The 24,440-nt window shown below is 65.8% G+C and carries 25 protein-coding genes and 1 pseudogene; 8 read left to right on the top strand and 18 right to left on the bottom strand.

Annotated features, from left to right (window positions below; translation table 11 throughout):
• Window positions 1-98: 98 nt before the first annotated feature.
• From ACF8NF_RS15790 to ACF8NF_RS15775, 4 genes are all read left to right on the top strand, one after another.
• On the top strand, window positions 99-713 hold the full coding sequence (locus ACF8NF_RS15790; RefSeq protein ID WP_047218151.1) for a nucleoside triphosphate pyrophosphatase: 615 nt from the start codon (window positions 99-101) through the stop codon (window positions 711-713).
• Between the two features lie 136 nt (window positions 714-849).
• Complete coding sequence (rng, locus tag ACF8NF_RS15785) at window positions 850-2,337, top strand: ribonuclease G (protein ID WP_016453532.1); 1,488 nt, start codon at window positions 850-852, stop codon at window positions 2,335-2,337.
• Between the two features lie 179 nt (window positions 2,338-2,516).
• Window positions 2,517-4,418, top strand: coding sequence for a LodA/GoxA family CTQ-dependent oxidase (locus ACF8NF_RS15780; RefSeq protein ID WP_203399456.1), 1,902 nt, complete (start codon window positions 2,517-2,519; stop codon window positions 4,416-4,418).
• A gap of 9 nt (window positions 4,419-4,427) precedes the next feature.
• On the top strand, window positions 4,428-5,663 hold the full coding sequence (locus ACF8NF_RS15775) for an NAD(P)/FAD-dependent oxidoreductase (RefSeq protein ID WP_239009384.1): 1,236 nt from the start codon (window positions 4,428-4,430) through the stop codon (window positions 5,661-5,663).
• Here the strand turns inward: ACF8NF_RS15775 and ACF8NF_RS15770 are convergent.
• The 8 genes from ACF8NF_RS15770 to lptF all read right to left on the bottom strand — a co-directional run bounded on the left by ACF8NF_RS15770 (window position 5,599) and on the right by lptF (window position 15,237).
• On the bottom strand, window positions 5,599-6,591 hold the full coding sequence (locus ACF8NF_RS15770) for a tripartite tricarboxylate transporter substrate binding protein (RefSeq protein ID WP_088164895.1): 993 nt from the start codon (window positions 6,589-6,591) through the stop codon (window positions 5,599-5,601). The two genes, ACF8NF_RS15775 and ACF8NF_RS15770, sit on opposite strands and share 65 nt — an antisense overlap.
• Window positions 6,592-7,002: 411 nt before the next feature.
• Entirely contained in the window at window positions 7,003-9,222 is a 2,220-nt protein-coding gene (locus ACF8NF_RS15765; protein WP_239009383.1) for a TonB-dependent siderophore receptor, read from the bottom strand.
• A gap of 77 nt (window positions 9,223-9,299) precedes the next feature.
• The gene (locus ACF8NF_RS15760; RefSeq protein ID WP_203399454.1) at window positions 9,300-10,262 is read right to left on the bottom strand and encodes a helix-turn-helix transcriptional regulator; all 963 of its coding nucleotides are present in this window, start codon (window positions 10,260-10,262) and stop codon (window positions 9,300-9,302) included.
• Window positions 10,263-10,345: 83 nt separating this feature from the next.
• On the bottom strand, window positions 10,346-11,512 hold the full coding sequence (locus ACF8NF_RS15755) for a pyridoxal phosphate-dependent aminotransferase (RefSeq protein ID WP_016453527.1): 1,167 nt from the start codon (window positions 11,510-11,512) through the stop codon (window positions 10,346-10,348).
• A 58-nt stretch (window positions 11,513-11,570) separates the two neighbouring features.
• Window positions 11,571-12,512: a CysB family HTH-type transcriptional regulator gene (locus tag ACF8NF_RS15750; RefSeq protein WP_016445880.1), complete on the bottom strand. Its 942-nt coding sequence runs from the start codon at window positions 12,510-12,512 to the stop codon at window positions 11,571-11,573.
• A 64-nt stretch (window positions 12,513-12,576) separates the two neighbouring features.
• Window positions 12,577-12,990 (bottom strand): sirohydrochlorin chelatase, encoded by a 414-nt coding sequence (locus ACF8NF_RS15745; protein ID WP_016445881.1) that lies wholly within the window; start codon window positions 12,988-12,990, stop codon window positions 12,577-12,579.
• Window positions 12,991-13,000: 10 nt separating this feature from the next.
• Window positions 13,001-14,110 carry an LPS export ABC transporter permease LptG gene (gene lptG / locus ACF8NF_RS15740; protein ID WP_203399453.1) on the bottom strand — a complete coding sequence of 370 codons (1,110 nt, stop codon included), beginning with the start codon at window positions 14,108-14,110 and terminating at the stop codon, window positions 13,001-13,003.
• Window positions 14,110-15,237 carry an LPS export ABC transporter permease LptF gene (gene lptF / locus ACF8NF_RS15735; protein WP_016445883.1) on the bottom strand — a complete coding sequence of 376 codons (1,128 nt, stop codon included), beginning with the start codon at window positions 15,235-15,237 and terminating at the stop codon, window positions 14,110-14,112. Before lptF ends, lptG begins: the two co-directional genes overlap by 1 nt.
• 23 nt (window positions 15,238-15,260) lie before the next feature.
• Here lptF and ACF8NF_RS15730 point away from each other — a divergent pair, with 23 nt between their 5' ends.
• From ACF8NF_RS15730 to ACF8NF_RS15720, 3 genes are read left to right on the top strand one after another with little or no spacing between them, the layout of a single operon-like run.
• Complete coding sequence (locus tag ACF8NF_RS15730; protein ID WP_160852484.1) at window positions 15,261-16,850, top strand: leucyl aminopeptidase; 1,590 nt, start codon at window positions 15,261-15,263, stop codon at window positions 16,848-16,850.
• 45 nt (window positions 16,851-16,895) lie between these two features.
• A complete protein-coding gene (locus tag ACF8NF_RS15725; protein ID WP_043790566.1) occupies window positions 16,896-17,327 on the top strand; it encodes a DNA polymerase III subunit chi in 432 nt (143 codons plus the stop codon).
• Window positions 17,328-17,330: 3 nt separating this feature from the next.
• The gene (locus tag ACF8NF_RS15720; RefSeq protein ID WP_392450836.1) at window positions 17,331-18,146 is read left to right on the top strand and encodes a hypothetical protein; all 816 of its coding nucleotides are present in this window, start codon (window positions 17,331-17,333) and stop codon (window positions 18,144-18,146) included.
• Between the two features lie 51 nt (window positions 18,147-18,197).
• On the opposite strand, the gene ACF8NF_RS15715 is transcribed toward ACF8NF_RS15720, so the two are convergent.
• Entirely contained in the window at window positions 18,198-19,214 is a 1,017-nt protein-coding gene (locus ACF8NF_RS15715; protein ID WP_016445887.1) for a D-2-hydroxyacid dehydrogenase family protein, read from the bottom strand.
• A gap of 188 nt (window positions 19,215-19,402) precedes the next feature.
• Between ACF8NF_RS15715 and ACF8NF_RS15710 the strand changes: the two genes are divergently transcribed.
• A complete protein-coding gene (locus ACF8NF_RS15710) occupies window positions 19,403-20,677 on the top strand; it encodes a tyrosine-type recombinase/integrase (RefSeq protein WP_392450835.1) in 1,275 nt (424 codons plus the stop codon).
• On the opposite strand, the gene ACF8NF_RS15705 is transcribed toward ACF8NF_RS15710, so the two are convergent.
• From ACF8NF_RS15705 to ACF8NF_RS15665, 9 genes and pseudogenes are all read right to left on the bottom strand, one after another.
• Window positions 20,664-20,909 (bottom strand): AlpA family transcriptional regulator, encoded by a 246-nt coding sequence (locus tag ACF8NF_RS15705; RefSeq protein ID WP_080945376.1) that lies wholly within the window; start codon window positions 20,907-20,909, stop codon window positions 20,664-20,666. The two genes, ACF8NF_RS15710 and ACF8NF_RS15705, sit on opposite strands and share 14 nt — an antisense overlap.
• Window positions 20,910-21,180: 271 nt before the next feature.
• Entirely contained in the window at window positions 21,181-21,699 is a 519-nt protein-coding gene (locus ACF8NF_RS15700; protein ID WP_392450834.1) for a hypothetical protein, read from the bottom strand.
• 3 nt (window positions 21,700-21,702) lie between these two features.
• The gene (locus ACF8NF_RS15695) at window positions 21,703-22,098 is read right to left on the bottom strand and encodes a hypothetical protein (RefSeq protein ID WP_392450833.1); all 396 of its coding nucleotides are present in this window, start codon (window positions 22,096-22,098) and stop codon (window positions 21,703-21,705) included.
• Window positions 22,095-22,280, bottom strand: coding sequence for a hypothetical protein (locus ACF8NF_RS15690; RefSeq protein WP_128422710.1), 186 nt, complete (start codon window positions 22,278-22,280; stop codon window positions 22,095-22,097). Before ACF8NF_RS15690 ends, ACF8NF_RS15695 begins: the two co-directional genes overlap by 4 nt.
• Window positions 22,277-23,413: a hypothetical protein gene (locus ACF8NF_RS15685; protein WP_392450832.1), complete on the bottom strand. Its 1,137-nt coding sequence runs from the start codon at window positions 23,411-23,413 to the stop codon at window positions 22,277-22,279. The genes ACF8NF_RS15690 and ACF8NF_RS15685 overlap by 4 nt, the downstream gene beginning before the upstream one ends.
• A 141-nt stretch (window positions 23,414-23,554) precedes the next feature.
• A complete protein-coding gene (locus ACF8NF_RS15680; RefSeq protein ID WP_392450831.1) occupies window positions 23,555-23,833 on the bottom strand; it encodes an H-NS histone family protein in 279 nt (92 codons plus the stop codon).
• 28 nt (window positions 23,834-23,861) lie between these two features.
• Window positions 23,862-24,044, bottom strand: a complete 183-nt coding sequence (locus ACF8NF_RS15675) for a hypothetical protein (RefSeq protein ID WP_392450829.1) — start codon at window positions 24,042-24,044, stop codon at window positions 23,862-23,864.
• The gene (locus ACF8NF_RS15670) at window positions 24,041-24,271 is read right to left on the bottom strand and encodes a hypothetical protein (RefSeq protein ID WP_392450828.1); all 231 of its coding nucleotides are present in this window, start codon (window positions 24,269-24,271) and stop codon (window positions 24,041-24,043) included. The genes ACF8NF_RS15675 and ACF8NF_RS15670 overlap by 4 nt, the downstream gene beginning before the upstream one ends.
• Before the next feature lies 1 nt (window position 24,272).
• Window positions 24,273-24,440, bottom strand: a pseudogene (locus ACF8NF_RS15665) (recombination-associated protein RdgC); the annotation flags it as partial.

Below are 24,440 nucleotides of genomic sequence, written 5' to 3'. Positions count from 1 at the left end.
CGGCGGTGTCATGCGGATCGGAAGATCTCGTGATACTATGATTTTGATAGCCTTCGGCGCTTTGATACAAAGGGCTGAAGGCATTTCTCATTTTCATCATGCCGCCCTTCATCTACCTAGCCTCCCAAAGCCCCCGCCGCCGCCAACTGCTGGAGCAGCTGGGCGTGGCCCATGAGCTTTTGCTGCCCAATGCGGATGGCGACATCGCCGAAGATGCCGAGGCCATGGAAGCCGAGCTGGCCGGCGAGGCAGCGCGCGACTACGTGCAGCGCGTGACCGCACTCAAGCTCGACGCTGCCGTGGCCCGCCACGCGCGCCGTGCGCTGGCTGCCGCTCCCGTGCTCTGCTCGGACACCACGGTGGCGCTCGACGGCCGCATTCTGGGCAAGCCCGCCGATGCCGACGATGCACGCCGCATGCTGACGGGGCTTGCCGGCCGAGAGCATGAGGTGCTGACAGCCGTGGCCATACAGCATGGCGCGCGGCGCCTGGCTGCGCTGTCGGTCTCCCGGGTTCGCTTTGCGGCCATGAGCGCTCAGCAGATCGATGCCTACGTGGCCTCGGGCGAGCCCATGGGCAAGGCCGGTGCCTATGGCATACAGGGCCGTGCGGCGGCCCATGTGCAGTGGCTGCAAGGCAGCTACTCGGGCATCATGGGCCTGCCGCTGTTCGAGACGGCGGCGCTGTTGCGCGAGCTGGGCTGGGCGCTGTAGGCCAGCTCCCCGACCTGGGCCCCGAGGGGCGTGCAGGCAGGCGCGCACGGCCGACGGCAGCGCGCGGCACGGCAAGATGTCTGCCGGGCCGCTCCGGCCGAGAAATACAAACGACAAAGCACACCACAGGCACAGCATGCAGCAAGACATTCTGATCAATTGGTCGCCACAGGAAACGCGCGTGGCCATCATCGAGAACGGCGCCGTCCAGGAACTGCACATGGAGCGCCCGCTGGAGCGCGGCCTGGTCGGCAACGTGTACCTGGGCAAGGTCTCGCGTGTGCTGCCGGGCATGCAGTCGGCCTTCATCGACATCGGCCTGGAGCGCGCGGCCTTCCTGCACGTGGCCGATGTCTGGCAGCGGCAGGAAGGGGGCGAGGCCCCCATGTTCGCGCGCAAGGACATGCCTGTCGTGCCCATCGAAAAGCAGGTTTTCGAGGGCCAGACCATCATGGTGCAGGTCATCAAGGATCCGATCGGCACCAAGGGCGCGCGCCTGTCCACGCAGATCAGCATTGCGGGACGCCTGCTGGTGCTGCTGCCGCAGGACGACCACATCGGCATCTCGCAGAAAATCCCGCAGGGCGAGCGCGATGCCCTGCGCGCCCGGCTGCAGGGCCTGGTCGGCACCAAGGAGACCGGCGGCGGCGGCGGCTTCATCCTGCGCACCAATGGCGAGGACTCCAGCGACGCCGAGCTGGCCGACGACATCCGCTACCTGCGCAAGACCTGGAGCCGCATCAAGGAGGCCTCGGTGCGCCTGCCGCCCATGTCGCTGCTGCACCAGGACCTGAACCTGCTGCAGCGCGTGCTGCGCGATCTGGTGGGCGAAGGCACGCAGAGCATCCGCATCGACTCCAAGGAGCAGTTCGCCCTGCTCATGACCTTCGGGCAGGAGTACATGCCGGCGGCCGTGCCCAAGCTGCAGCATTACCGCGGCGAGCGGCCCATCTTCGATCTGTTCGCCATCGACGAGGAAATCGCCCGCGCGCTGGGCCGGCGCGTGGACCTCAAGTCGGGCGGCTACCTGATCGTGGACCAGACAGAGGCGCTGACCACGGTGGACGTCAATACCGGCGGCTACGTGGGCGCGCGCAACTTCGACGACACCATCTTCAAGACCAACCTGGAAGCCGCCCACCAGATCGCGCGCCAGCTGCGCCTGCGCAACCTGGGCGGCATCATCATCGTGGATTTCATCGACATGGTGCGCGACGACCACCAGGCCGAGGTGCTGTCCGAATTCAAGCGCCAGCTCGGGCGCGACCGCGTCAAGACCATGGCGGGTGGCTTCTCGCAGCTGGGCTTGGTGGAGATGACGCGCAAGCGCACGCGCGAATCGCTGGCCCACATGCTGTGCGAATCCTGCCCGGTCTGCCAGGGCAAGGGCCATGTGAAGACCGTGCGCAGCGTCTGCTACGAGGTGCTGCGAGAAATCCTGCGCGAGGCGCGCCAGTTCAACCCGCGCGAGTTCCGCATCGTGGCCTCGCCCAAGGTGGTCGAGATGTTCCTGGACGAGGAAAGCCAGCACCTGGCCGGCCTGTCCGACTTCATCAAGAAACCCATCTCGCTGCAGGCCGAGACCGCCATGGCACAGGAGCAGTACGACATCGTGCTGCTGTGAACCGGTATTTATCTTGCCAATTCATTATCAATAGCGATTCGGCATCTTTTGCGCAAATGGGTTCATATGAATCGATTTGCGCGTTGCTATGGATTGGCGATTCCCGATAATTAACTTTGTCTCGGCATTTTTGATACCGTTTGTTGCAATCAGTGCCTCAGCAACTGAAAGGGCGACAAATGGGAATCGACTCCACCATTGTGCGTGCTGCCATACACCCGGGAATTGGTGTGGCGCGTATTGGCAATAGCCCGGATGAGTACTATGTCGGCCCCGAGCTGATGCATATGCCGCCCATGGCGCCGGGCAGCCTGCGTGATGCGCAGGGCGCGCTCAAGCGCCAGGCTGCGCGCTTTCGCATCTACGGCTACAACGCCGCGGGCGAGGTGGTGCGTGAACTCACGGCCGACCAGGACGAAATCGAATGGGAAGTCGAACTGGCCAATACCAAGGCTGCTTGGTATCAATTCCAATTGGCGCTGGACGTGCCTGAAGCCGCAGCGGCCGATCCCACGATTTTGCGCAATGCCAAGGTGAAGGACCGGAAAAGCCTGGCCATTCGGCCGGGAGCCCGCCGAATTGCCAAAGGCTCGGCCCCGGTGGCATTCGACAGCGGCAGTTTCTGCGGCAAGCCGGTTTATCTGGGCGAATTGCGCATTGAAAAGACGGGCCAGCTTCTCGTGCTGGGAGGCCGGGGCGTCTCTGCCTCCGTGGATGGCTCCAAGGCCACTACGTTTGCGAACAACGAGGGCTGGCATGACGATGTGGCCGACGGCCCGGTGCGCGCGAAGGTCGTCGTGGCCGGCGTTTCCGTGCCGGTGGATGCGGCATGGGTCACGGTTGCGCCGCCCAACTACGGCCCGCAGATGAAGTCGGTGCGCACCATGAAGGACCTGATGGAGGATGTTTTCATCCGCTCGGGCATGGCTGCGTTTCCGCTGCAGGTCTCCTTCAGCCGGCACATTCTGCCCATACTCCAGCGCCAGAGTAGCCTGCAGTGGGCGAACAAGGGCTTTGCCGCCCAATTCGGCTGGGGTGCCGCCGCCAGTGCGGATGACGAGGCGTGGATCGCCAGGCTCAACAGCCCGGGCACGACCTGGGCCGAGCTGCGCCAGCAGGTTGCGAATGCCTTCCGCCGTTTTGACCGTGATGGCGCATCTCCTCAGCCCTGGCCCTGGCTGTATGGCGACGCCATGGCCGTGCCGCCGGCCGACACGCCGCGCCAGCATGCGGCGCTGACGGCCACGCAGCTGAGGATGCTGGACCTGTGGGCCGCAGGCCACTTTCTCTCCGACTGGACGCCCGGCCAGAAGTACCCGGCCCAGCTGTCCGATGTGCCGCTGCAGGAGCAGCCCACCATGCTCGACCATGCCGCCATGGACGACTGCCTGGCCGATGCCTTTCACCCGGGTTGCGAGATCACCTGGCCCATGCGCCACGCCAGCATGTACCGGGCGCCATTTCGCATCCGCGAGGCGGCCGAGAACCCGCCCGAGCTGCAGCTCTACGGCTCGCGGCTCACCCCCGCCGTGGCGCTGTCCGAGAGCGGGCCGCTGTATGCACAGGTGGCCGGTGACCTCACGCGCTGGATGGCCGTTCCCTGGCAGACCGACACCGCCAGCTGCCGCAGCGGCTACTACGCCGGCTACGGCCCGCGCTACGACCCCTACCTGCCCACGTTCTGGCCGGCCCGCGTGCCCAACCAGGTGCTGACGCAGGAGGCCTATGAAAAGGTCATCGATACCGAACTGCCGCGCGATCAGCGTGTCGCCGCCTTCAACCGGCGCGAGTCGTGGTTCCGCACCCTGGGCGAGGGAGGCTATGAGAGCGAAATCAACCGCATGATCAGCCACTTCGGTGACATGGGCGTCATCGAGAATCGGCCGGGCCCGCTTGGCGACAAGGACTTCCCGCCGTTGATGCAGGTGGAAAACCGCATCGCCCCGGCGCCGTCGCACATGCTCAAGACTGCCGTGCAACCGGCCGGGCAGGAAGCGCCTCCCCGCATCGAGCCCTTCGACGCAGACAACGAAGAGCAGCTGCGCGCCCTGACGCAGCGCGGCCCGGTGCTGCCGCGCTGAATGGCGGCCATGTCTATGTCTGCGCATGCCATGGCCACCGCGCCGCTGCCGGATGAACTGGATGTGCTCGTCGTGGGCGCGGGACCGGCGGGCGCGGCCGTTGCCGCGCAGCTGGCAGGGCATTGCCGCGTGGCGCTGGTAGGACGCGCCGTGCAGGCTGGGCGGGCCATTGGCGAAACCCTGCCCGCTGCGGCCCGGGTGATTCTGTCCGACCTGGGCGTGTGGGATGCGTTCGCGGCACAGGGCCACCGTCCTGCCTGGTCGCGGCGGTCACTGTGGGGAAGCTCCGAGGTCATCTTTCAGGACGCACTGTTCGACCCGCATGGCGCGGGCTGGCACCTGGACCGCAAGCGCTTCGACGCCATGCTGCTGGAGGCTGCGCGCAGCCGTGGCGTGCCCTGCCTGGTGCCCGCCACGCTGCGCAGCCTGCAGCGCCAGCCACCGGGCGCGCCCATGCGCTGGCGCTGCCTGATCGATAGGGCGCAGGGCGACCCGGCGCACGGCCCGTTGGAGCTGTCCTGCCGCATCGTGGTCGATGCCACGGGCCGCGCGGCCCGGGTGGCCCGGCAGGCGGGTGCCGAGGTCCGCCGCGACGGCCGCCTGGTCTGTTTTCACGCCTGGGTGGAGCCGCCATCGCATGAGCATGCAGGCACCACCATGATCGAGTCGGATGCCGAAGGCTGGTGGTACAGCGCCGATCTGCCTGATGGCAGTTGCGTGATTGCCTGGCAGACCGATATCGACCTGCCCGAAGCCCGCCGCCTGCGCAGCACGGCGGATCTGCTGGACATGGCCGATCGCACGGCCCTGGTGGGCGCGCGCAGCGTGGGCAGCCAGGTGCTGGAGCCGTTGCGGGTGGCCGCCGCCCACGAGCAATGGCTGGATGCAGCCAGCGGGCCGGATTGGCTGGCCGTGGGCGATGCCTGCCTGTCCTTCGATCCGCTGGCATCGCAGGGTCTGCTCAACAGCCTGGTCACCGGCAGCGAGGCCGCCCTGGCCGTGCGCCGCAGCCTGGCGGGCGACGCCGGTGCGTTGCCTGCCTGGGATGTGTGGATCCGGTCGATACGCGCCGCGTACCGCAGCCATCACCAGCACTACTATGCGCTGGAGCCGCGCTGGGCGAACGAGACGTTCTGGGCCCGCCGCCAGCGGGCGCCGGAGGCGGGGGCCGGAGCCGACGTTATTGCCGCTCCAGCTTCGCCGTCTGCACGATCGCATTCCAGCGTTGGTACTCGGCCCGCGTGAATTCGCGGAAGGCCTTGGAGTCCAGCAGGCGCACTTCGCCGCCCAGTGCCGTCACCTTGGACTTGAAGTCGGCATGGCCCGCCACCTTGAGCGTGGCCTCTTCCAGGCGCTTGACGATGGCGGCCGGCGTGCCCTTGGGTGCCAGCACGCCGTTCCAGGTGCCGGTCACGAAGGTGGGGTAGCCGCTTTCCTTCATGGTCGGCACATCGGGCAGGGCGGGCAGGCGCTGCTCGGAGGTCACTGCCAGGGCCTTGAGCTTGCCCGACTGCACGAAGGGCAGGGCGGGCGTTACGTTCTCGAAGATGAAATCGATCTGGCCGCCCAGCAGGTCGGTCAGGGCCGGCGCGCTGCCCTTGTAGGGCACATGCACCATGTCCAGCTGGGTGGCGCTCTTGAACAGCTCGCCCGACAGGTGGACCGTGGAGCCGCTGCCCGGCGAGCCATAGCTCATGCCGGTCTTTTGCGCGGCGGCGCGTGCCACCAGGTCCTTCACCGTCCTGGCGGGCGTGCGCGTCTCGTTGACGACCAGCACATTGGGAATGGTGGTCACCAGGGCCACGTACTCGAAATCGCCCAGGTTCTTCTCGCTGAGGTTCTTGTACAGGCTCTGGTTGATGGCCTGGGTGCCGGCCGTGCCGAACAGCAGCGTATAGCCATCATTGGCCGCCGAAGCCACGCGGCTGGCGCCGATGGAGCCGTTGGCGCCGGAGATGTTTTCCACGATCACGGGCTGGCCCAGCGATTCGGACAGGCCCTGCGCCACCATGCGCGCCAGCACATCGGTATTGCCGCCAGGGGCGAAGGGCACGACCAGCTTGACGGGGCGGGTGGGATAGGCATCCGCCCAGGCCTGGGGCAGGGGCAGCAGCGTGGCGCCGAGCAGCGCGGCAGCGCGCAGGAATTGCTTGCGTGAAAGGGTACGGGGCATGGGGGATGTCTCCTTGTCGATGTTTTGGTGGCGCAGCGGCTGGGGCCAGCGGTGGATTTTCAGGCGGGCCAATGCTGGGCGGTGGCTGTCTTGACGTCAATCAATGTTTTGGCAGGACGTCATGCGGCGGGCGAATGACCTGTTCGGCCTTGCTCGGCAAATGAGAATGGATTGAACCGGCGTGCGCCCGTCATGGCTCCTGCAACCACGGCGCAAGCCTCCTGGACCCGCCCATGAACAAGGTCCGCCCCCTCTCCTGCATCCGCCCCCGACGCTGCCAACTGCCCGCACCCATGCGGCTTTGCGGCTCGTGCCTGCATCTGCACGGTGCGCCCCATGACGTGGGCTGGCGCCTGCCGGGGCGCCGGGGTGGAGCGGGAATTGCCGCTGTCCATGCCGATGCCGATACAGCTAGAAATCCGCCTTCAGGCTCACCGTCAGATTGCGCGGCTCGCCCCACCAGCCCTGGTTGTAGAAGCCGATCTGGCTGTAGTACTGCCGGTCCAGCAGGTTGTTGAGCTGCACGCTGGCCGACCAGGTGGGGTCGATGCGGTAGTGGGCCGAGAGGTTGACCACCAGGTAGCTGCCCTGGCCTACCTGCACGCTCTGGCGCAGCGGGTTGGTCACGTTCTGCCAGATGCGGCTTTGCCAGCGCAGGTTGCCGCCCAGGCTCAGGCCTTGCAGCGCACCCTCGAAGCTGCGCATGGCCATGAGCTTGACCAGGCTGCGCGGGTGCGTGGTGTTGAAGGCGGCGCCGCTGGCGCTGCGTGCCGTGTAGTGCGTGTAGCTGGCGCCCAGGCGCCAGCCCCGGGCCGGCTCGCCGCTGAGTTCCAGATCGATGCCGCGCACCTGGGCGCCCTTGACTCCCCGGTAGGCCTTCTGGTCCGTGGTGCCGTCGATGAATTCGCCCGTGTCCTGTGCCAGGTTGTCCTGGCGGGTCTGGAACAGCGCGGCAGAACCCTGCAGCCGGTCCTGCAGCCAGGAGCCCTTGAGGCCCAGCTCGAAGGCCTGGCCGGTGACGGGGTCCAGGATGCTGCCTTGCTTGTCGCGGTAGTTCTGGGGCGTGAAGATTTCCGTGTAGCTCAGGTAGGCCGTGTGCCGGGCATCGATGTCCCACAGCAGGCCGGCGTAGGGCGTGATTTCGTTGCTGTAGCGGTAGTCGCGCAGGCTGCCGAAGTAGTTCTGGCGCGTGGACCAGCGGCTCAGGCGGGCGCCGGCCACGGCCGTCCAGCCATCGGCCAGCGAGAAACGCCCCACGGCATAGCCGCCGCTTTGGCGCATGCGGCTGTCGTCGCCGCCGTTGGAGGCGTCGGACCAGCCCGGCTCGGCCAGGCTGCCGTTGCGCCAGTCGAGGAAGTTGTCCGTGGCAGGCGGCGTGCCCAGCGGTGCATAGCGGCGGATGTCGATATCGTCGCGCACATGGTTCCATCCCACGGCAATCTCGTGCTGGCGCCCGAACAGCGCGACCGGGCCGCTGGCCGTGAGGTGCAGGCTGTCGCGCGAGCGGTCGCCCCGGTACTTGATGAAGGAGTTGGCCATGCCCAGGCCGGTGCTGGCGTCCGGCGCGCCGCCCCGGTAGACGTAGCGCATGTCGTAGTTGCCGTCGTTGCGGCTGTAGGCGGCGCGCAGCAGCCAGCGGTTGTCCAGGCGGTGGGTCAGGTCCAGCGTGGCCGTGGTGTTCTCGGTGCCGAAATGCGACCAGCGCGCGTTGTTGGACACCGAGCGGTCGAAGTCCGTGCGGCTGCCGTCCGCATAGAACAGCGGAAAGCCGGCGCCCATGCCGGGACTGGTGTTCTTCTGGTATTCGAGGCTGGTGACGAGCCGGGTGGCGGGCGTCAGGGCCGCGCTCACCACGGCGTACAGGCCCTGCCTGCGCTGGCCGAAGTGGCTGACGTAGCTGTCGCTGTCCGATTGCACGGCCACGACGCGGCCATGCACGCGGCCTTCGCGGTCCAGCGGCAGGGACAGATCGGCCTCGGCGCGGCGAAGGTTCCAGCGGCCCAGCGTCAGCGAGGCATGGCCGCCCGCCGTCTCGCGCGGCTGCTTGCGCACGAAGTTCACCGTGGCCGACGGATCGCCCGAGCCATTGAGCAGGCCCGTGGCGCCGCGCACGATTTCCACACGGTCGTAGAAGGCCGTGTCCATGTCGGTGGCGCCGAAGTTCCACAGGCTGTTGATGGGCGAGGCCAGCCCGTCGAACTGGAAGTTGCTGACGCCAAAGCCGCGCGAGGAAAACTGATAGCGGTTGCTGTCGCTGCGGCTGACCGACAGGCCGGGGGCGGAGGCCTCCAGCGTCTGCGAGACCGTGAGCTGGCCGGCATCGTCCATGAGCTGGCGCGTGATCACGCTGACCGACTGCGGTGTCTCGCGTGCCGACAGTTGCAGGCCCGTGGCCGTTCCCGTGGAACCGCTGGTGTAGCGCGCCGTGCCTTCGGTGGTGCCGGCATCGGCGGCGGCGCGCACGGTGACGGTGCCCAGTTCGGTGTCGCTGTTCCTGGCAGGGGGCCTGTCCTCGTCGGCGGCCCAGACTGCTGGCGCAGGGGCGGCACAAAGGGCACAGATCAGCAGGGACAGCGGGGTCCGCGCGCCTTGGAGGTGTCGCGGGGTGGGGTTTTGAATGCGAATGCTCATCATTTCCATGGTCCTGGGCGTGAGCCCGGATTGTGGGAAATGTGCGCCGCCGCCGCCTGTTCCCGGCGACGCCAGTCCTATGGTTTGCGACGCAGGCTGCCTTGGCTGGGCGCGTGGCCGAAGCGCTGGCGAAAGGCCGTGGCGAAATTGCTGGCGTGCTGAAAGCCCACGCAGTCGGCCGCTTCCTGCACGCTCCAGCCCTGTGCCAGCCGCTCGCGCGCCAGCTGCATTCGGCGCTCGCGCAGCCAGCCGAACACGGTCTGGCCGTAGGCGGCCTGGAATTTCTCGCGCAGCGTGGTCGGGCTCATGCAGGCCAGGCGCGCCAGGTCGTCCAGGCTGTACGCCTGGCCCGGCGCTGCATCCATGCACTCGCGCACGCGCTCCAGGCCGCGCCTGTCCCGGGGATGGATGCGCGGCAAGGGCGCAGGCCGCGGCTGCGCATGTGCCTGCAGCGCGCAGGCCAGCACCTGCAGCGCAATGCCTTCGCGGTGCAGCCGGGCCAGGCTGCCGCTCCAGACGCCATCGAGCAGCTGGCGCAGCGAGACGGCCAGGTGCTCGGGCAGCGACCAGGCATGCAGTGGCGGGCCGGGTTGCCGCATGGCCTGGTGCAGCAGCTCGGCCAGTTCGGCATCGGCGCAGGCCTCGGGCGCCTCGATGGACAGGTTGAAGCCGCGCACCGTCTGGCCTGCCGCATGGGTGGCCTTGAGAATCTCGGTGTCGCCGCACGAGAATGCCGCCGCCGCATGGCGCGTCACGCTCAGTGCACGGCGGGCGCCCGGCAACTGCAGCTCGGCCTGGCCGTCGAGCAGGACCACGGCGGTGAAGCGCCGCGGGTGCTCGGATGTGGATTCATAGCTGTGGTCGATGCGGATGTCGGAGCTGACCAGTTGCAGGCCCGAGGGCAGCTGGTGCTCCTGCACCTGTCCCTCGAAGATGCAATCGTTTTCGGAGACGGCAGAGAGAAAGCGCACGCTGAAACCGTGGCGCTGGCGCATGGCGTCGAGCTGCGCCGTGGTGTAGCGCTGGGAGGAGGAGGGCATGGGTGAGCGGAACAAAAGGCCCGCAATCGGATTCGAGAATGCTTCTCATTATCCGGGGCTGCAAGCCCGCTCGCCCACAAACCTCAGAGTTTGCGCAGCCGATCCAGTGCCGCGCGCAGCGTGCTGTCCTGCTTGGCAAAGCAAAAGCGCACCACGCGCTGGTCGAAGCCGTCGCCATAGAAGGCCGACAGCGGGATGGCCGCCACGCCGTGTTCCTTGACCAGCCACTGGCAGAACGCGGCTTCGTCCAGGTCCGACACGGCCGAGATGTCGGCGCAGACGAAGTAGGTCCCCGCCGTGGGCAGAAGGCGCAGGCGCGAGCCTTCCAGGCCCTGGCGGAAAAGATCGCGCTTGGCCTGGTAGAAGGCGGGCAGCTGAAGATAGGGCGCGGGGTCGGCCATGTAGCTGGCCAGGCCCGCCTGCATGGGCGTGTTGACGGTGAAGACGTTGAACTGGTGGACCTTGCGGAACTCGGCCGTGAGTGCGGCCGGCGCGGCGACGGTGCCCACCTTCCAGCCCGTGACATGGTAGGTCTTGCCGAAGCTGGAGACGATGAAGGCGCGCGCCGCCAGGCCGGCAAAGCGCGCGGCGCTCTGGTGCTGGCGGCCGTCGTAGACCATGTGCTCGTAGACCTCGTCGCTGATCAGCAGCACGTCGGTGGGCGCCAGCAGCTCCTGCAGCTGCAGCATCTCGGCATCGCTCCAGATGGTGGCGCTGGGGTTGTGCGGACTGTTGATGATCAAAAGCCGGGTGCGCGGCGTGATGGCGGCGGCAATTTTGGCGAAGTCGGGCTTGAAGCTGCCCGGCGTCAACGGTACGCGCACGGGCACGCCGCCGGCCAGCTCGATGTTGGGCACGTAGCTGTCGTAGCAGGGGTCGAGCACGATGACCTCGTCGCCAGCATGCACGGTGGCCAGGATGGCGGTGAGGATGGCCTGCGTGGCGCCGGCCGTGACCGTGATCTCGGTGCCCGCATCGTAGCTGCGGCCGTACAGCGCCTGCATCTTGTCGGCCATGGCCTGGCGCAGCTGGGGCAGGCCGGGCATGGGCGGGTACTGGTTGTGGCCGGCCTGCATGGCGGCCGTGACGGCATCGACCAGCCTGGGGTCGCAGCCGAAATCGGGAAAGCCCTGGCCCAGGTTCACCGCCTGGTGCTCGGCGGCCAGGGCCGACATGGTGGTGAAGATGGTCGTGCCCACATGGGGCAGGCGGCTGGGGAAGGCGGGCGTGCGGGGCGTGGCAGAAGTCATGGCGGAAACAGCGGACAGCGGGAGCGGACCCGCACTGCAGGTCCGGTGGGGCGGAGGATCAGAGTTCGTAGTCGTGCACGTGGCCGTTCATGGCGCGCATGATGAGATCGCGCGTCAGGCGGTCGCTGAGCAGTTCGGCGAATCGGTAGACGAAATTGCGCAGGTAGGCGCCGCGCTTGATGGCCACGCGTGCCACGCTCTGGCCGAATAGGTGGCCCATGGGGCGCACGACCAGGTCATTGACCGGGTCGTCGCGCATGGCCATTTCGGCCACGATGCCGATGCCCAGGCCCAGGCGCACATAGGTCTTGATCACGTCGGAGTCAATGGCCTCCAGCACGATGCGCGGACGCAGGCGGCGCGTGGCAAAGGCCTGGTCGATCTTGCCGCGACCCGTGAACGAAGGGTGGTAGGTGATCAGCGATTCGTGGGCGATGTCGTCCAGCGTGATGCGCTCTTTCTGCGCCAGCGGGTGGCCTGTGGGCATGACCAGCACGTGCTGCCATTCGTAGCAGGGCAGGGTGACGAGATCGGGGTAGTCGGCCAGGGATTCGGTGGCCATGCCGATGTCGGCCACCTCGTCGATGACCATGCGCGCCACCTCTGCCGGAGTGGCCTGGTGCAGGCTGATCGTGACCTTGGGATACAGGTCGCGCAGCCGTGCCACGGCAGGCGGAAGCACGTAACGGGCCTGTGTGTGGGTGGTGGCAATCGACAGCGTGCCGCTGTCCTGGGCGCTGTACTGCTCGCCGATGCGCTTGAGATTTCCGATCTCGCGCATGATGAGCTCGATGCTCTTGAGCACCTCCAGGCCGGGTTCGGTGATGCGCTTGAGGCGCTTGCCGTGGCGCGCAAAGATGTCGATGCCCAGCTCTTCCTCCAGCTCGATGATGGCCTTGGAGACGCCGGGCTGCGAGGTATGCAGGGCCTTGGCCGCCTCGGTGAGGTTGAGGTTGCGGCGCGCCGCTTCTTGGACGAATCGGAATTGGTGCAGGTTCATGGCGGTGACAGCAGGGTGCTGCGCGCCATTATGCTGCATTTATATAAAGAAGCGATTCGTTATTTCAGCTTCCCGGTGCGCCACGGGGCTCCGTGGCCACCAGTGCCAGTTCTGCCAGCAGGGCTGTGACACGCGGATGCTCGCCCACGGCCGGCTGCAGGTCCACGGCCACCTGCGGATGGGTATCGCTTATCTCCTGCACCAGCTTCGGGATGTCCTCGCGCGCATGCTTGCCCGTGCCAAGGAACAGGGGCAGCACGGTGATGTGCGTGGCGCCGGCCTCGACCAGCCCGCGCGCGGCAGTGGGCAGGTCGGGCGCGCAGGCCTCCAGGTAGGCGCAGGCGGCCAGGGATTGGGGATGCGTCTGCTGAACGGCCTTCAGCACGGCCTCGATGGGTTGGCGCCACAAGGCGTCGCGCGAGCCGTGTGCCAGCAGGATCAGTCCGGTCCTGCCGGCAGATGTTGTCTCGTTTTGCATGGCAACGGTCCTAGCGGCGCAGCACCAGCCAGGTGAAGGCCGTCAATGAAAGAAGGCTGTAGAGCAGGCCCGGCGCCGCAGCGGTCAGCCAGGGCGACCAGGTCTGCAGCGTGCCGATGTAGCCGAACACGTTGTTCAGCAGGAAGAAGCTGATGCCGGCCATGACGCCGCCGAACACATAGGCCGCGATGCCGCCCGAGCGGAAATGCAGGTAGGCGAAAGGCAGGGCCAGCACCACCATCACCAGGCAGCTCATCGGGTAGAAGACCTTGCGCCAGAACTCGATATCGTACTTCTGCGCAGCCTGGCCGTTGGCTTCCAGGTGGCGCACATACTGGAACAGCGAGATGGTGGACATGCGATCGGGCTTGAGCAAAGCGGCCGAGACCATCTCGGCGCTGATGCCCGTCTTCCAGTTCATGCTGTCTTCTTTCTCGCGCTGCAGCACCATGCCGCCGTCGGGCTTGGCCGTCAGGCGGCTGGCCTGCACGCCCTGGAGCATCCAGGATTCTCCGTCTTCGCTCACCTGCGCCGATTCCGCATGGATCTGGGCAGAGATGCGGCCCTGGCCGTCAAAGTCGAAGATGCGCACATTCGAGAAATCGCCCGGCCCGCGAATGGCACGCACGTTGATGGCAATGGAATGATCGCCCTGGCGCTCCTTGAGCCAGGCACCCGTGGCCCCGCGTGACAGCTGGGCCAGGTGGATGGCGCGTATGTTCTGGCCCGCGTTCTCGGCCGCAGGTGCCAGGTAGTCGCCGGTGCCGAAGGTGACCAGCACAAAGCCCAGGCCCAGCACCATCAGCGTGCGCAGCGCCAGCCAGGGGCCCATGCCGCTGGTGCGCATGATGGTGAATTCCGAGCTCTGGGCAAAGCGCGCCATCACGTAGATGGTGCCGATCAGCACGGTGATGGGCATCAGCTCGTACAGGTGGCTGGGAATGCGCAGCACCACGAAAAGCAGCGCGTGCGTGATCTTGTAGCCGTTGTCGCCGCCGCGCCCGACCCATCGCAGCTCATCGACCAGATCGAAGAAGAAGAACAGCGCCAGGAAGGCCAGCGTCACATAGCCGACGGCCGCGATGATGTCGCGGTACAGCAGGTTTCTCAGAACTCTCATCATGGCACCGCCTTCGCGTCGTCCAGGGCAGTCGGCTTGCAGGGCCTGCGCCACAGATCGCGCGGCGACCAGCGCCTGTGCCGCACCAGCAGCACCAGCAGCGCCAGCAGCAACGTGCCGCCGTGCAGCAGGGCCGTCATGGCGGGCATGCTCAGCTTGCCCGAGGCCACCCAGTTCTCGCCCAGCGTCATGAGGTTGTAGTACACGATGAAGGCGAACAGCGCGAGCATGAGGCTGCCGCTGCCACCGGCACGCGGGTTCACGCTGGCCACGGCCAGGCCCAGGATCACGAAGTTCAGCGCCGCCAGAGGCAGGCCTATGCGCCAGCCCAGTTCGGCGCGGTAGATGGGTTCGGTGCGCGGCAGCAGCTCATGCGTGTACGTGCTGCGCGCGGCCATTTCCTCGGCGGCGGCCAGATTGTTGCCGCTGCCGAGCTGCGTGCCGTATTCCTTGAACTCGCTGATCTTCACCGAGCCGTCGCTGGTCTGCGTCTCCATGCGCTGGCCGTCGGTCAGCACGGCCATGCGTTCGCCCTTGACCACTTCCAGCCGCGCCCCGCGCGCCGAGGTCACGGACTCGCGCCCGCGCTCATTGGCCACGATGAACACATTGTTGGCAGCGGTGGCGCTGGGCACGTCCTTGTCGATGAAGAACACGCGCGAGCCGCCGGCAGACTCCTGGAACTCACCGGGAGCGATGCGGTCGATGTCGCTGCGCTGCTCGAACTGGGTCTTGATCTGCTCGATCTGCTGATTGGCCCAGGGCAGGATGCCCAGGCCCAGCACGGCGATCACGGCCAGCACCGGCCAGGCAAAGCGCAGCAGCGGGCGCAGCAGGCTGGCCAGCCCCTGGCCTGCGGCGAACCAGATCACCATCTCGCTGTCGCGGTACATGCGCGACAGTGAACCGACCACGGCCACGAAAAGTCCCAGGCCCAGGATGGTGGGCAACTGGCCAAGCACCGTATACCCCATGACCAGCAGAACGTCGGAAGGGCTGACATTGCCCTTGTAAGCCTGACCCAGCGTGCGGATCAGCATCATGGTCATGACGACCGTGATCAGCACCACGACCGTGGCACCGAAGCTGCGGGCCAGCTCTTTGCGTATGGATGAATCGAATAACATTGGCTGAAAGGAAAACGCCGATTATGAACTTTGAACTGAAGCCGTTGACGACTGCCGCTGCAGTACGTGAAAAGTGTGACCTGTTGTTGGTGCTGGTGACCGAAGCCACGGCCACGGGCAGCGACGCGCTGTCCACCCTGGTCGCTCACGCGGTCAAGGCCGGAGATTTCGAAACGGCAGCCGGCAAGCAGTTGGCACTGTACGGCCTGCCGGCCGTGGCCGCCCGCCGCGTCGTGCTGCTGGGCGCGGGCAGCGGCTCGGCCCGCGACGTGCGCCAGGCCGTGGCAGGCGCAGGCTCGGCCCTCAAGGCAAGCGGCGTTGGCAAGGCCGTGCTGTGCTTCGGCTTCGAGGCCACGGGTGGCGCTGTTGCAGCAGCGGTGGTGGCAGCGGCCGATGCCTGCTACAGCTATACCCACACCAAGCCCCAGGCCAAGCCTGTGGCGCTCAAGAAGCTGGTGATCGCGGCGACGGGCGCCAGTGCCGCGTCCGGCAAGTCCGGAGACAAGAGCGGGGACAAGGGCGGCATCGCCGCCGCTTTCAAGATCGCCGTGGCCCAGGCCGAAGGCATGGCCCTGGCGCGCGAATGGGCCAATCGCCCGGCCAACCACGCCACTCCCATGCTGCTGGCCGACGCAGCCCGTGCCCTGGCCAAGCTGCCCGGCATCAGCTGCAAGATCCACGGCCCCGCCGAAGTCGCCAAGCTCGGCATGGGCGCCTTCATGGCCGTGGCCCAGGGGTCGGAGCAGCCGCTGCGCTTCATCGAGCTGCACTACAACGGCGGCGCCAAGGGCGCCGCGCCCGTGGTGCTGGTGGGCAAGGGCATTACCTTCGATACCGGCGGCATCTCGCTCAAGCCTGCCGCCGAAATGGACGAGATGAAGTTCGACATGGGCGGTGCCGCCAGCGTGCTGGGCGTGTTCCAGGCGCTGGCCCAGCTGCAGCCGGCCATCAACGTGGTCGGGCTCATTCCGGCCTCCGAGAACATGCCCGGAGGCGCAGCCGTCAAGCCGGGCGACGTGGTCACCAGCATGAGTGGCCAGACCATAGAAATCCTCAACACCGATGCCGAAGGCCGCCTCGTGCTCTGCGATGCGCTGACCTACGCCGCCCGCTTCAAGCCCCGCGCCATGGTGGACATCGCCACGCTGACCGGTGCCTGCGTCATCGCCCTGGGCGGGCTGCGCAGCGGCATGTTCTCGCCCAGCGACGAGCTGGCCCGTGCGCTGGAGCAGGCGGGCGATGCCGCGCTCGACCCGTGCTGGCGCATGCCGCTGGACGAGGAGTATGGCGAAGGCCTCAAGAGCAATTTCGCCGACATGGGCAATGTGGCAGGCCGCGCAGGTGGTGCGGTCACGGCGGCCAAGTTCCTGCAGCGCTTCGTGGGAGACATTCCCTGGGCTCATCTGGACATCGCCGGCACGGCCTGGAAGAGCGGCGCCGCCAAGGGCGGCACGGGCCGCCCCGTGGGCCTGCTGCTGCACTACCTGCTGGCCAGCGTCGATGCCGGCAAGGCGCCATCCAGGGCCGGCGCGCCCAAGTCGGTTGCGGCGCCCAAGGCCGGCTCTGCCAGCCGCCGCAAGGCAGCCGCTGCAGTCCAGCCGGAGCAGGCCTGATGGCATCGTCCCCATCCGCACGGGCCTGCGCGAAAGGAGCGTCGCTTGACTGAAGTGGCGTTCCATTTCAACGCGCCCGACAAGCTGGCCTATGTGTGCCGTCTTGCGCGCAAGGCACTGCGGCATCGCACGCAACTGGTGGTGCTGGGATCTTCCGCGTCGCTCAAGGCCTTGTCGCCCAGGCTCTGGAGTGTCTCGCCCACCGATTTTCTTGCCCACGCCGTCGAAGGCGATGGGGCCGGCATTGTGGCCTTCTCGCCCATCGTGCTGCTGGAGCGGCTGGACAGCGCGCCGCACCACGACATGCTGGTGAATCTGGGCGGCGATGTGCCAGAAGGATTCGAGCGCTTTGCGCGTGTCGTTGAAGTGGTGTCTGCCACCGATGAGGAGGACCGGCATCTGGCCCGGCTGCGCTGGAAGCACTACATGGCGCAGGGGATTTCCATCAAGCGCCATGACCTGGTCCTCAAGGAGTAAGCCATGAGTGCTCCCTCCAAAACCCCGCCACGCTTTGTTCCCACGCTCACCGATGTCGTGCCGGTCGATGCAGCGCAGTCGCCGGTGGTAGAACCGCCCGCTGTCGCTGCGTCCGAACTGCCGCACAGCGGCGAGACCGATTCCTGGGCGAGCGAAGGCATGCTTGCGCCACGCCGCGGCCTGGTTTCCATGCCCGCGTCCCTGCCGCCGCTGCCCCTGGATCTGCAACCCCAGCGGTCCATGGTCGCCGAGCCTGCGCCGCCTGGACAGGGCCCGCGGCCTGCAGTGCAGCCCGTGCATTCCGACTATCTGCCGCCCAGTGCGCCGTCCGTGGAAATGCAGCTGGCCCAGGAGAGCCGTCTGCTCGAAGTGGCCGAAGTTGCCGAACCGGCCGATGTGCCAGAGGTGGCCCCGGCCGCACCGATCGAGGACGACATTCCTGCCGCGCCGGTGGTGCAGGCCGACGCTGCCACGCAAGGGGTCGAGCCGGATCCGGCATCTGCGGCACCTGGAGCACCTGGGGCATCACCCGCCTGTGCATTGCCCACCATGGAGTCCATCTGGGACAGCCACGCGCAGCAGGTCACCGAGGAGTATCTGGTCCATCGCCTCATGCAGCGCGTGGACCTGGTGCTGGACCAGCGCCTGCGCGATGCCATCGCCACGGTGGTGCAGCAGCAGACGCGATCCATCGTCGTGCGCCTGCGCGAAGAGGTGGAGTCGGTGGTGCGCCAAGCCGTCTACGAGGCCGTGGCGGACGAACTGGCCCACCGGGCGAGTGCCGCACGCGGCGATGCTGTACAGGGCGGGGGGCGTTGATCCGTGATCGGGTAGGCGGGTGAAGGGCGAGGTGCCCGCCTGACCCGGCCTTCAGCCTGCGCGTGCCGGGCCTGAGAACACCTCGGGATTGAGGATGTTGCTGGGCTGGCCTGCAGCGAAGTTCACCACATTGTCGAAGGCGGCGCGGAAATACAGCTCATAGCTGTCTTGTTCCACATAGCCGATGTGCGGCGTGCAGATGCAGTTCTCCAGCCGCAGCAGTGCGTGGCCCTGGAGAATGGGCTCGCTCTCGAAGACATCCACGGCCGCCAGGCCGGGGCGGCCACGGTTGAGCGCGCCCAGCAGCGCATCGGCCTCCACCAGTTCGGCGCGCGAGGTGTTCACGAACAGGGCTGTGGGTCTCATGCGCGCCAGATCCTGCGCGGTGACGATGCCGCGTGTGGCCTCATGCAGGCGAAGATGCATGGACAGCACATCGGATTCGGCAAAGAAATCCTCGCGCGAAGCGGCGGCCGAAAAGCCGTCGGCCTGGGCCTTCTGGCGCGAGGACTCGCTGCCCCAGACCAGAACCTTCATGCCGAAGGCATGGCCATAGTGGGCCACCAGCCTGCCAATGCGGCCATACCCCCAGATGCCCAGCGTGCGCCCGTGCAGCACGCTGCCCAGCCCGAAATTGGCGGGCATGGACGCCGCCTTGAACCCCGATTGCTGCCATGCGCCGTGCTTGAGGTTGGCGATGTACTGCGGCAGCCGCCGCGTGGCCGCCATGATCAGCGACCAGGTCAGCTCGGCCGGTGCGATGGGCGAGCCCACGCCCTCGGCAATCGCAACGCCCTGGTCGGTGCAGGCCTGCACGTCGATATGGGCGCCGGCCTTGCCGGTCTGCGCGATCAGCTTCAGGCGCGGGAGTTTTTCCAGCAGCTGCCGGCTGATCTGCGTGCGTTCGCGGATCAGCACGATGATGTCCGCATCGCGCAACCGCACCGACAACTGGCCCACACCCTTGACGGTATTGGTGAAGACCTTGGCGTTGAACGGCTCCAGCAGCCGCGCACAGTCCAGCTTGCGTACGGCGTCCTGGTAGTCGTCAAGAATGATGATGTTCATTGCCTGTGAATCTCTCATAAGCCTTTGATTTATCTCCGGGTTGCCGCGCAAGAGGTTGTCGGCAAATGATTTATTCCATTCGTGCGCTTACCTTTGTGCTTCATCTGCACTTGCCTGGACTCGTCTACACTTCACCTCTCGGTATAGGTTTTGTGTAGGTTTTTCCGGCACTCAAGGTATAGCTTCAGATGTTCTTTGACGCGCGTGCAGCCAAGGCCCTAAAGCAGGGCGAACACATTGTCGTACAAGGTTGTCCGGGCCTGAGGCTCGAGGCATCGGCCAGTACGAAATCATGGACCTATCGTTACAGAAGCTTGGCGGATTCGGCAAAGCTCAAGCAGGTCAAGCTTGGGCAGTGGCCGGCCATGTCTCCCGCTCAGGCCGCAGCCGAATGGCAGGCAGCACGGGACTTGCGTGAGCAGGGGCGGGATCCTGCTGACGAGCGCAAGCTGGCGCGCAAGGCAGTGGCGCAACCGGTTGCACAGGTTTACACACTGAGCATGCTGGTTGACGACTATGCCGCACGGTATCTCAGGGTCAATCGTGAGGCCAAGGGCGCCCGCAACATAGAGCAGCGGCTGCGCAATGCGATATCGGGACGCGAGTCGACATCCGTGGCCGAGGTGGGGCGCTCTTTCGTGTACGACGTCATTGAAGGCCTGGCCGACCGCCCCGTGCTGGCCAAGTCCGTGAAGACGGAGATGGCGGCCGCGTGGCGCGTAGGGTTGGAGTCGGGGAAGATCCCTGATGGTCTGCCGAACTGGTGGGCGGAACGCACGTCACACAAGCTCCGCAGCAAGGGCGCTGTGCGCGATGGCAAGCACAAGGGCACCAGCAAGCGTGTGCTGAGCGGTGCGGAGATCAAGACGCTGATCGGCGGCGAGCTGCCGATGTTCAGCCAGCAGGTTCAGGATTTCCTGACGCTGCAGCTGTGGACATGCACGCGCGGCGGGGAGATCTGCCAGATGCAGAAGAAGCAATTGTCGGAAGAGGGGGGTGTGCTTTGGTGGACCGTGCCCAAGGAGGCAATGAAGATTCGACACGTTGAGGTCGCGCATGACCTGCGTGTGCCTTTGTTCGGTCGGGCCGAGCAGATCGTGCGACGTCTGCTGGCGAATGAGGGGCAATGGCTGTTCCCGAGCATCGGGCGCGATGGGGTGCTGAAAGGGCAGACCCAGGCCTACATGCAGACCAAGGTGCACTATCTGCAGCCCTACAGCAAGACGAAGCCCGAGCACAAGCGGGCGCGGCTGACCGTGACGCATTGGTCACCGCATGATCTTCGGCGGACGGGGCGCACCATCCTTGCGTCGATGGGCTGTCCGCATGAGGTTGGAGAGGCGATCCTTGGCCACGTCCTCCCTGGCGTGGCCGGCGACTACAACCTCTACAGGTACGACGCAGAGCGCCGCCAATGGCTGGCAGCGCTCGATGCGAAGTTGGAGGAGTTCATCGGGGCTTAGGGGCGCCGGTGTTCTCTGGTGGCAGCAGCTCAGACGCTGGCCGCCGGGCGGACCAGTCATCGAGTTCCGCGCGTAGCCAACCAACGCGCCTGGCAGACAGCTGGCGGGGCTGTGGTATCTGGCGCTCACGCACCAGTTGTTCGAAGGAACTGACGCTCAGCGCCACGTAGGCTGCGGCATGCTCTCGACCCAATACAGCGGGTGCGAAGTTCAGGATGATGTTCTTGGACATGGACGTCCTCAATAAATAAGGCCAGCAACTGCTGGCCTTGTTGGTGGGTTTCCTCGTTGCGGGAGGGGGCGCTTGTCGCGCCAGTTGTGTCGCTCCTTGCTTGCCAAGGTAAGGGTCCCGGGATAGCCTGGACGGGATAGCCGCGGCTGGCGTTCTGCAGCAGCAACGGGCATGCGGCCTGAGGCGGTTTGTAACCACGGAATACGGAAACAGAAATCCAGCCGCGGACGGTTCGAGGTGGCTTGCCGGGTAAGCCTAACTGTATGGCGATCTAGGTGGTGCGCTGTGCTGTATCCACGTGAGCACTGATGAGCGGGCAGGCCAGGCGCAGGATGACCTTGGCCAGCTGCCGTGCATGGGGCTGCTTTCGCGCATCCGGCGTGGCGTACACCCAGCGAGCGCACTCGATCAGCTTGGTTGCCATGTAGACCACGTCCTGCGTGGCGCGCTGCGGCTGGTCCCCGTTGTCGAAGAGTTGGATGCTGCCGGCCTTCGGGTAGGTAGCCAGCCAGCAATACAGCTTGGGCGGAACGCGGTAGCCGTTGGTGCCCGTGGGTTCTGTGCTGATGCACACGGTGGTTGCGAGCTGCGGGGCGCTGCGCTGGGGCGCGATGCTGTTGAGCGCGTCCAGGAGCTGGTGGCCATTGAGGGTCAGCGGGTGCTGCTGAGTCTGCGCGATGACGGCCATCTCGGCTGCCATCTCGTCGAGCTGGGATTCGGTCAGGTCCGGGCCCAGCCTGGTAGCCAAGTAGTCGCGCAGCGCGCGGACGGTGTCATTGGTGGCGGTCATGGGTTACTGCCTGATGCGGTGCTGGACGACGCGGCTGCCGAGGCCGCGCCACGGGTGATCGGGCGCTGGGCCGGAATGCAGGGCCGACTGCATGCGCTGCTCGGGGGGCATGCCGGGCAGGGCCTCATCGTCGTCATCGCCTGGCAGGGCTGGTGCGGCTGGCGGTGGGGTGTAGGGGCGCTCGCTGGCGCCGTCTTGGTTCTCGATGAACGGCAGCGTCACCGAGCCCTTCATGACGGCGGCGAAGTGGATCTCGACGCGGGCCGTGTCAATGATCTGCTTCGACACCTCGCAGACCATGCGTGAGCGTTCCAGGTCGACCTGCTTGTCCAAGTCGCAAAGCATTTCAAGCTGGTTAAACAGATGGCTGCGCAGGTGGCCGATATTCTTTGTGCTCATTGCTTCTCCTGGTTGATGGAACGTTGTTGGCATTCGACTCGCAGCGAATCGATGATGCTGTTTGCGCAAGATGCGATCGCGCGGGCTCGGTCAATAGGAATATCTTTTTCGCGCAAGGCATCAAGCGCCGTTTTAATTTTGCTTGTGGCCTCGGAAATCTCCGCATTGGTGACTGAATTCATTTGTTGGTGCATTGACGATCTTTCTTTAATCCCATTCGAGAGGCCATTGCGTTAATTGCGCGCCTTGATCGGCCAAAAAAGAGAACCAGTTCTTTGTAGTCAGTATTCGGATAGATTTCGGCCAACTGCACTTTCTCTGGTTCGGGCCAGTCGTTCATATTTCGAGCGGGTGGGAGTTCCATCCTTATGCGTTTGTGCTCTACGGCGCGTCGAGTCCGGCCAAGAGCCTTGGCCAGCTCAGCGAGCGTTTGCGTAGAGATATTTTTTTCGAGATATTCCACCTGCTCTCGGGTCCAGTCTGTATCCCGACCAGATCGGAAATTTTTATCGTCACAATTGGACTTCTCGATTCTGGCCAAGGCTGAGCCAATTGTCTGTTTCAGCACCATGAGTTGTCGCAGTTCAGCATCGGCATTGTGAGCCGGGGCAAGCATTGGGATGTCAGCGGGTGACACGAGTTCTAGGTTCTCTGGTGTGCGCGGCATCCCCGGTTTTTTCATTAGGACCATGCCCGCCGGCACTGGTCCGTGAATAGCTTCCCATTCGAGAACATCGATGCGACGCCAGTCCTTGTTGCGAACGCCGGTAGAAGATACTTTTCGTTCTGGGATGCCACGGTAAACCCGCTCAGTTCCAATGGGGCTGCTATATCCGAATTCAGTGCCAACGAGACGCAATTTATACGCTCGCATGCGCACGGAAATTTCCGTACGGCCCAACTGAAGCGCCAACTTCTTGGCCATCTTCTTTCCATAGGAGGCTTTGAGCGTTGCATCTTCACTTGGAGTCCAGGGGCGTGAACGTGCTTCTCCAGTCAAGCGCTTGTCAAAGAGCTTCTTTTGAATTCCCAACTTCTGAACTTTTTTGAGCACCGCTGTTTCAGCTCGGCCTAGAAGAGCGGCAATGGCGGCGGCGGACGTCGTTGGATACAGGGCACGAAGCGTTTCAACGTCCGCGTTGCTCCATTTATTCACTGGTGTGGAAGCACGGGAAATACCAAGTTTCTGGGCTTTATGAAGAATGGCGGCTTGCGACCTGCCGAATATTTGCATCAGCTCAGGCCATGGAGTGGTGGTGTACCGGGCCCGCAGATCTCGGATCTCCTTCTCGCTCCAGGTGCGTGACTGATTCATGGTGGTGCTGTGGTTGGTCGCTCTCGCAAGCCGTTCTGGCTTGCGGCAGCGGACAGTATGAGAATGCCGTATTACTAAAATAAAAAAGGCCTGCACGATGGCAGACCTATTGGGGTGGGGCTGGGGCGTGTTGCCCGGACTTCAGCTGATTTGATAAGTTGTGCGGTCCTTCCCTACGATCCAGGTCGGCGGCTTGCCTCGGCCGGTCCAGGTCGCGCCGGTGGCGGGGTCGCGGTACTTCGGGGTGCCCACGCTGCCCTTGGTCTTGACGGCCGGGAAGACATCGGCAGCGGTCAGGCCATGCTCTGCGATCAGTGCGCGGGCCGCGGCGATGCCCTCGGCTTTGCGCTCGGCCTGGGCCTGGGCGATCTGGGCTTCGAGTTCGGCCTTGCGGGCCAGCAGGGTCTGGTAGTCGGTCATTTCGGGTTTTCCTTTCTGGACTGGGTGATCAGTGGCCGCAGGGCAGGGCATCGCCGCGGTGGTGGTCGTCGGGCAGTTCCGCGCTGCAGCTGAAACAGTGCGTGGGCTTCTGTTCGTCCCACCACAATGCGCGGGCACGTTCGGCGGCGCGGCGGGCGGCTGGCAGATCGCGCTCGGCGCGCGTGGGCTGGTGTTCGGTGTCTTGGTTCATGCTGTTGAGGCTGGGGCCGCTGGCCGCATCCAGATGCTGGCGAGCATGTCGGTGGCGCGCGGGCGGGAGGGGTTGCGGATGCGATAGCGGCGGTACTTGTCACACACGCAGGCGTTGCACTGGTCGGCCAGTCCGTCGGGGCTTTTGACCAGGGCGCGGAAGAAGCCAGCGTCGGCCGGCCAGGGCTCGCCGCAGGTGGTGCAGGCCTTTTCGGCTGGAGCGGCCATATCAGAACGGCACATCGCCAGGCTTCAGATCCGGCGGCGCGCCGGCCGGGCCTGTCGTGGTCAGCGAGGCCGGAAGGGTACGCCCCAGACCAGTGCGAGCCTCGCCGCCCAAGGCTTCAATCAGGTCTGGGATGAGCTTCGACAACTCGCCCGTGGTGATCGCCACATC

This window comes from Delftia sp. WSY_22 (genome assembly GCF_043104185.1).
Taxonomy (GTDB): domain Bacteria; phylum Pseudomonadota; class Gammaproteobacteria; order Burkholderiales; family Burkholderiaceae_C; genus Comamonas; species Comamonas tsuruhatensis.
This window is presented reverse-complemented; position numbering and strand designations above follow the sequence as displayed.

Coding starts and splice junctions, on each gene's coding strand:
- ACF8NF_RS15790 (WP_047218151.1), top strand. CDS start 99: ATGCCGCCCTTCATCTACCTAGCCTCCCAAAGCCCCCGCCGCCGCCAA.
- rng (WP_016453532.1), top strand. CDS start 850: ATGCAGCAAGACATTCTGATCAATTGGTCGCCACAGGAAACGCGCGTG.
- ACF8NF_RS15780 (WP_203399456.1), top strand. CDS start 2,517: ATGGGAATCGACTCCACCATTGTGCGTGCTGCCATACACCCGGGAATT.
- ACF8NF_RS15775 (WP_239009384.1), top strand. CDS start 4,428: ATGTCTATGTCTGCGCATGCCATGGCCACCGCGCCGCTGCCGGATGAA.
- ACF8NF_RS15770 (WP_088164895.1), bottom strand. CDS start 6,591: ATGCCCCGTACCCTTTCACGCAAGCAATTCCTGCGCGCTGCCGCGCTG.
- ACF8NF_RS15765 (WP_239009383.1), bottom strand. CDS start 9,222: ATGAGCATTCGCATTCAAAACCCCACCCCGCGACACCTCCAAGGCGCG.
- ACF8NF_RS15760 (WP_203399454.1), bottom strand. CDS start 10,262: ATGCCCTCCTCCTCCCAGCGCTACACCACGGCGCAGCTCGACGCCATG.
- ACF8NF_RS15755 (WP_016453527.1), bottom strand. CDS start 11,512: ATGACTTCTGCCACGCCCCGCACGCCCGCCTTCCCCAGCCGCCTGCCC.
- ACF8NF_RS15750 (WP_016445880.1), bottom strand. CDS start 12,512: ATGAACCTGCACCAATTCCGATTCGTCCAAGAAGCGGCGCGCCGCAAC.
- ACF8NF_RS15745 (WP_016445881.1), bottom strand. CDS start 12,990: ATGCAAAACGAGACAACATCTGCCGGCAGGACCGGACTGATCCTGCTG.
- lptG (WP_203399453.1), bottom strand. CDS start 14,110: ATGAGAGTTCTGAGAAACCTGCTGTACCGCGACATCATCGCGGCCGTC.
- lptF (WP_016445883.1), bottom strand. CDS start 15,237: ATGTTATTCGATTCATCCATACGCAAAGAGCTGGCCCGCAGCTTCGGT.
- ACF8NF_RS15730 (WP_160852484.1), top strand. CDS start 15,261: ATGAACTTTGAACTGAAGCCGTTGACGACTGCCGCTGCAGTACGTGAA.
- ACF8NF_RS15720 (WP_392450836.1), top strand. CDS start 17,331: ATGAGTGCTCCCTCCAAAACCCCGCCACGCTTTGTTCCCACGCTCACC.
- ACF8NF_RS15715 (WP_016445887.1), bottom strand. CDS start 19,214: ATGAACATCATCATTCTTGACGACTACCAGGACGCCGTACGCAAGCTG.
- ACF8NF_RS15710 (WP_392450835.1), top strand. CDS start 19,403: ATGTTCTTTGACGCGCGTGCAGCCAAGGCCCTAAAGCAGGGCGAACAC.
- ACF8NF_RS15705 (WP_080945376.1), bottom strand. CDS start 20,909: ATGTCCAAGAACATCATCCTGAACTTCGCACCCGCTGTATTGGGTCGA.
- ACF8NF_RS15700 (WP_392450834.1), bottom strand. CDS start 21,699: ATGACCGCCACCAATGACACCGTCCGCGCGCTGCGCGACTACTTGGCT.
- ACF8NF_RS15695 (WP_392450833.1), bottom strand. CDS start 22,098: ATGAGCACAAAGAATATCGGCCACCTGCGCAGCCATCTGTTTAACCAG.
- ACF8NF_RS15690 (WP_128422710.1), bottom strand. CDS start 22,280: ATGAATTCAGTCACCAATGCGGAGATTTCCGAGGCCACAAGCAAAATT.
- ACF8NF_RS15685 (WP_392450832.1), bottom strand. CDS start 23,413: ATGAATCAGTCACGCACCTGGAGCGAGAAGGAGATCCGAGATCTGCGG.
- ACF8NF_RS15680 (WP_392450831.1), bottom strand. CDS start 23,833: ATGACCGACTACCAGACCCTGCTGGCCCGCAAGGCCGAACTCGAAGCC.
- ACF8NF_RS15675 (WP_392450829.1), bottom strand. CDS start 24,044: ATGAACCAAGACACCGAACACCAGCCCACGCGCGCCGAGCGCGATCTG.
- ACF8NF_RS15670 (WP_392450828.1), bottom strand. CDS start 24,271: ATGGCCGCTCCAGCCGAAAAGGCCTGCACCACCTGCGGCGAGCCCTGG.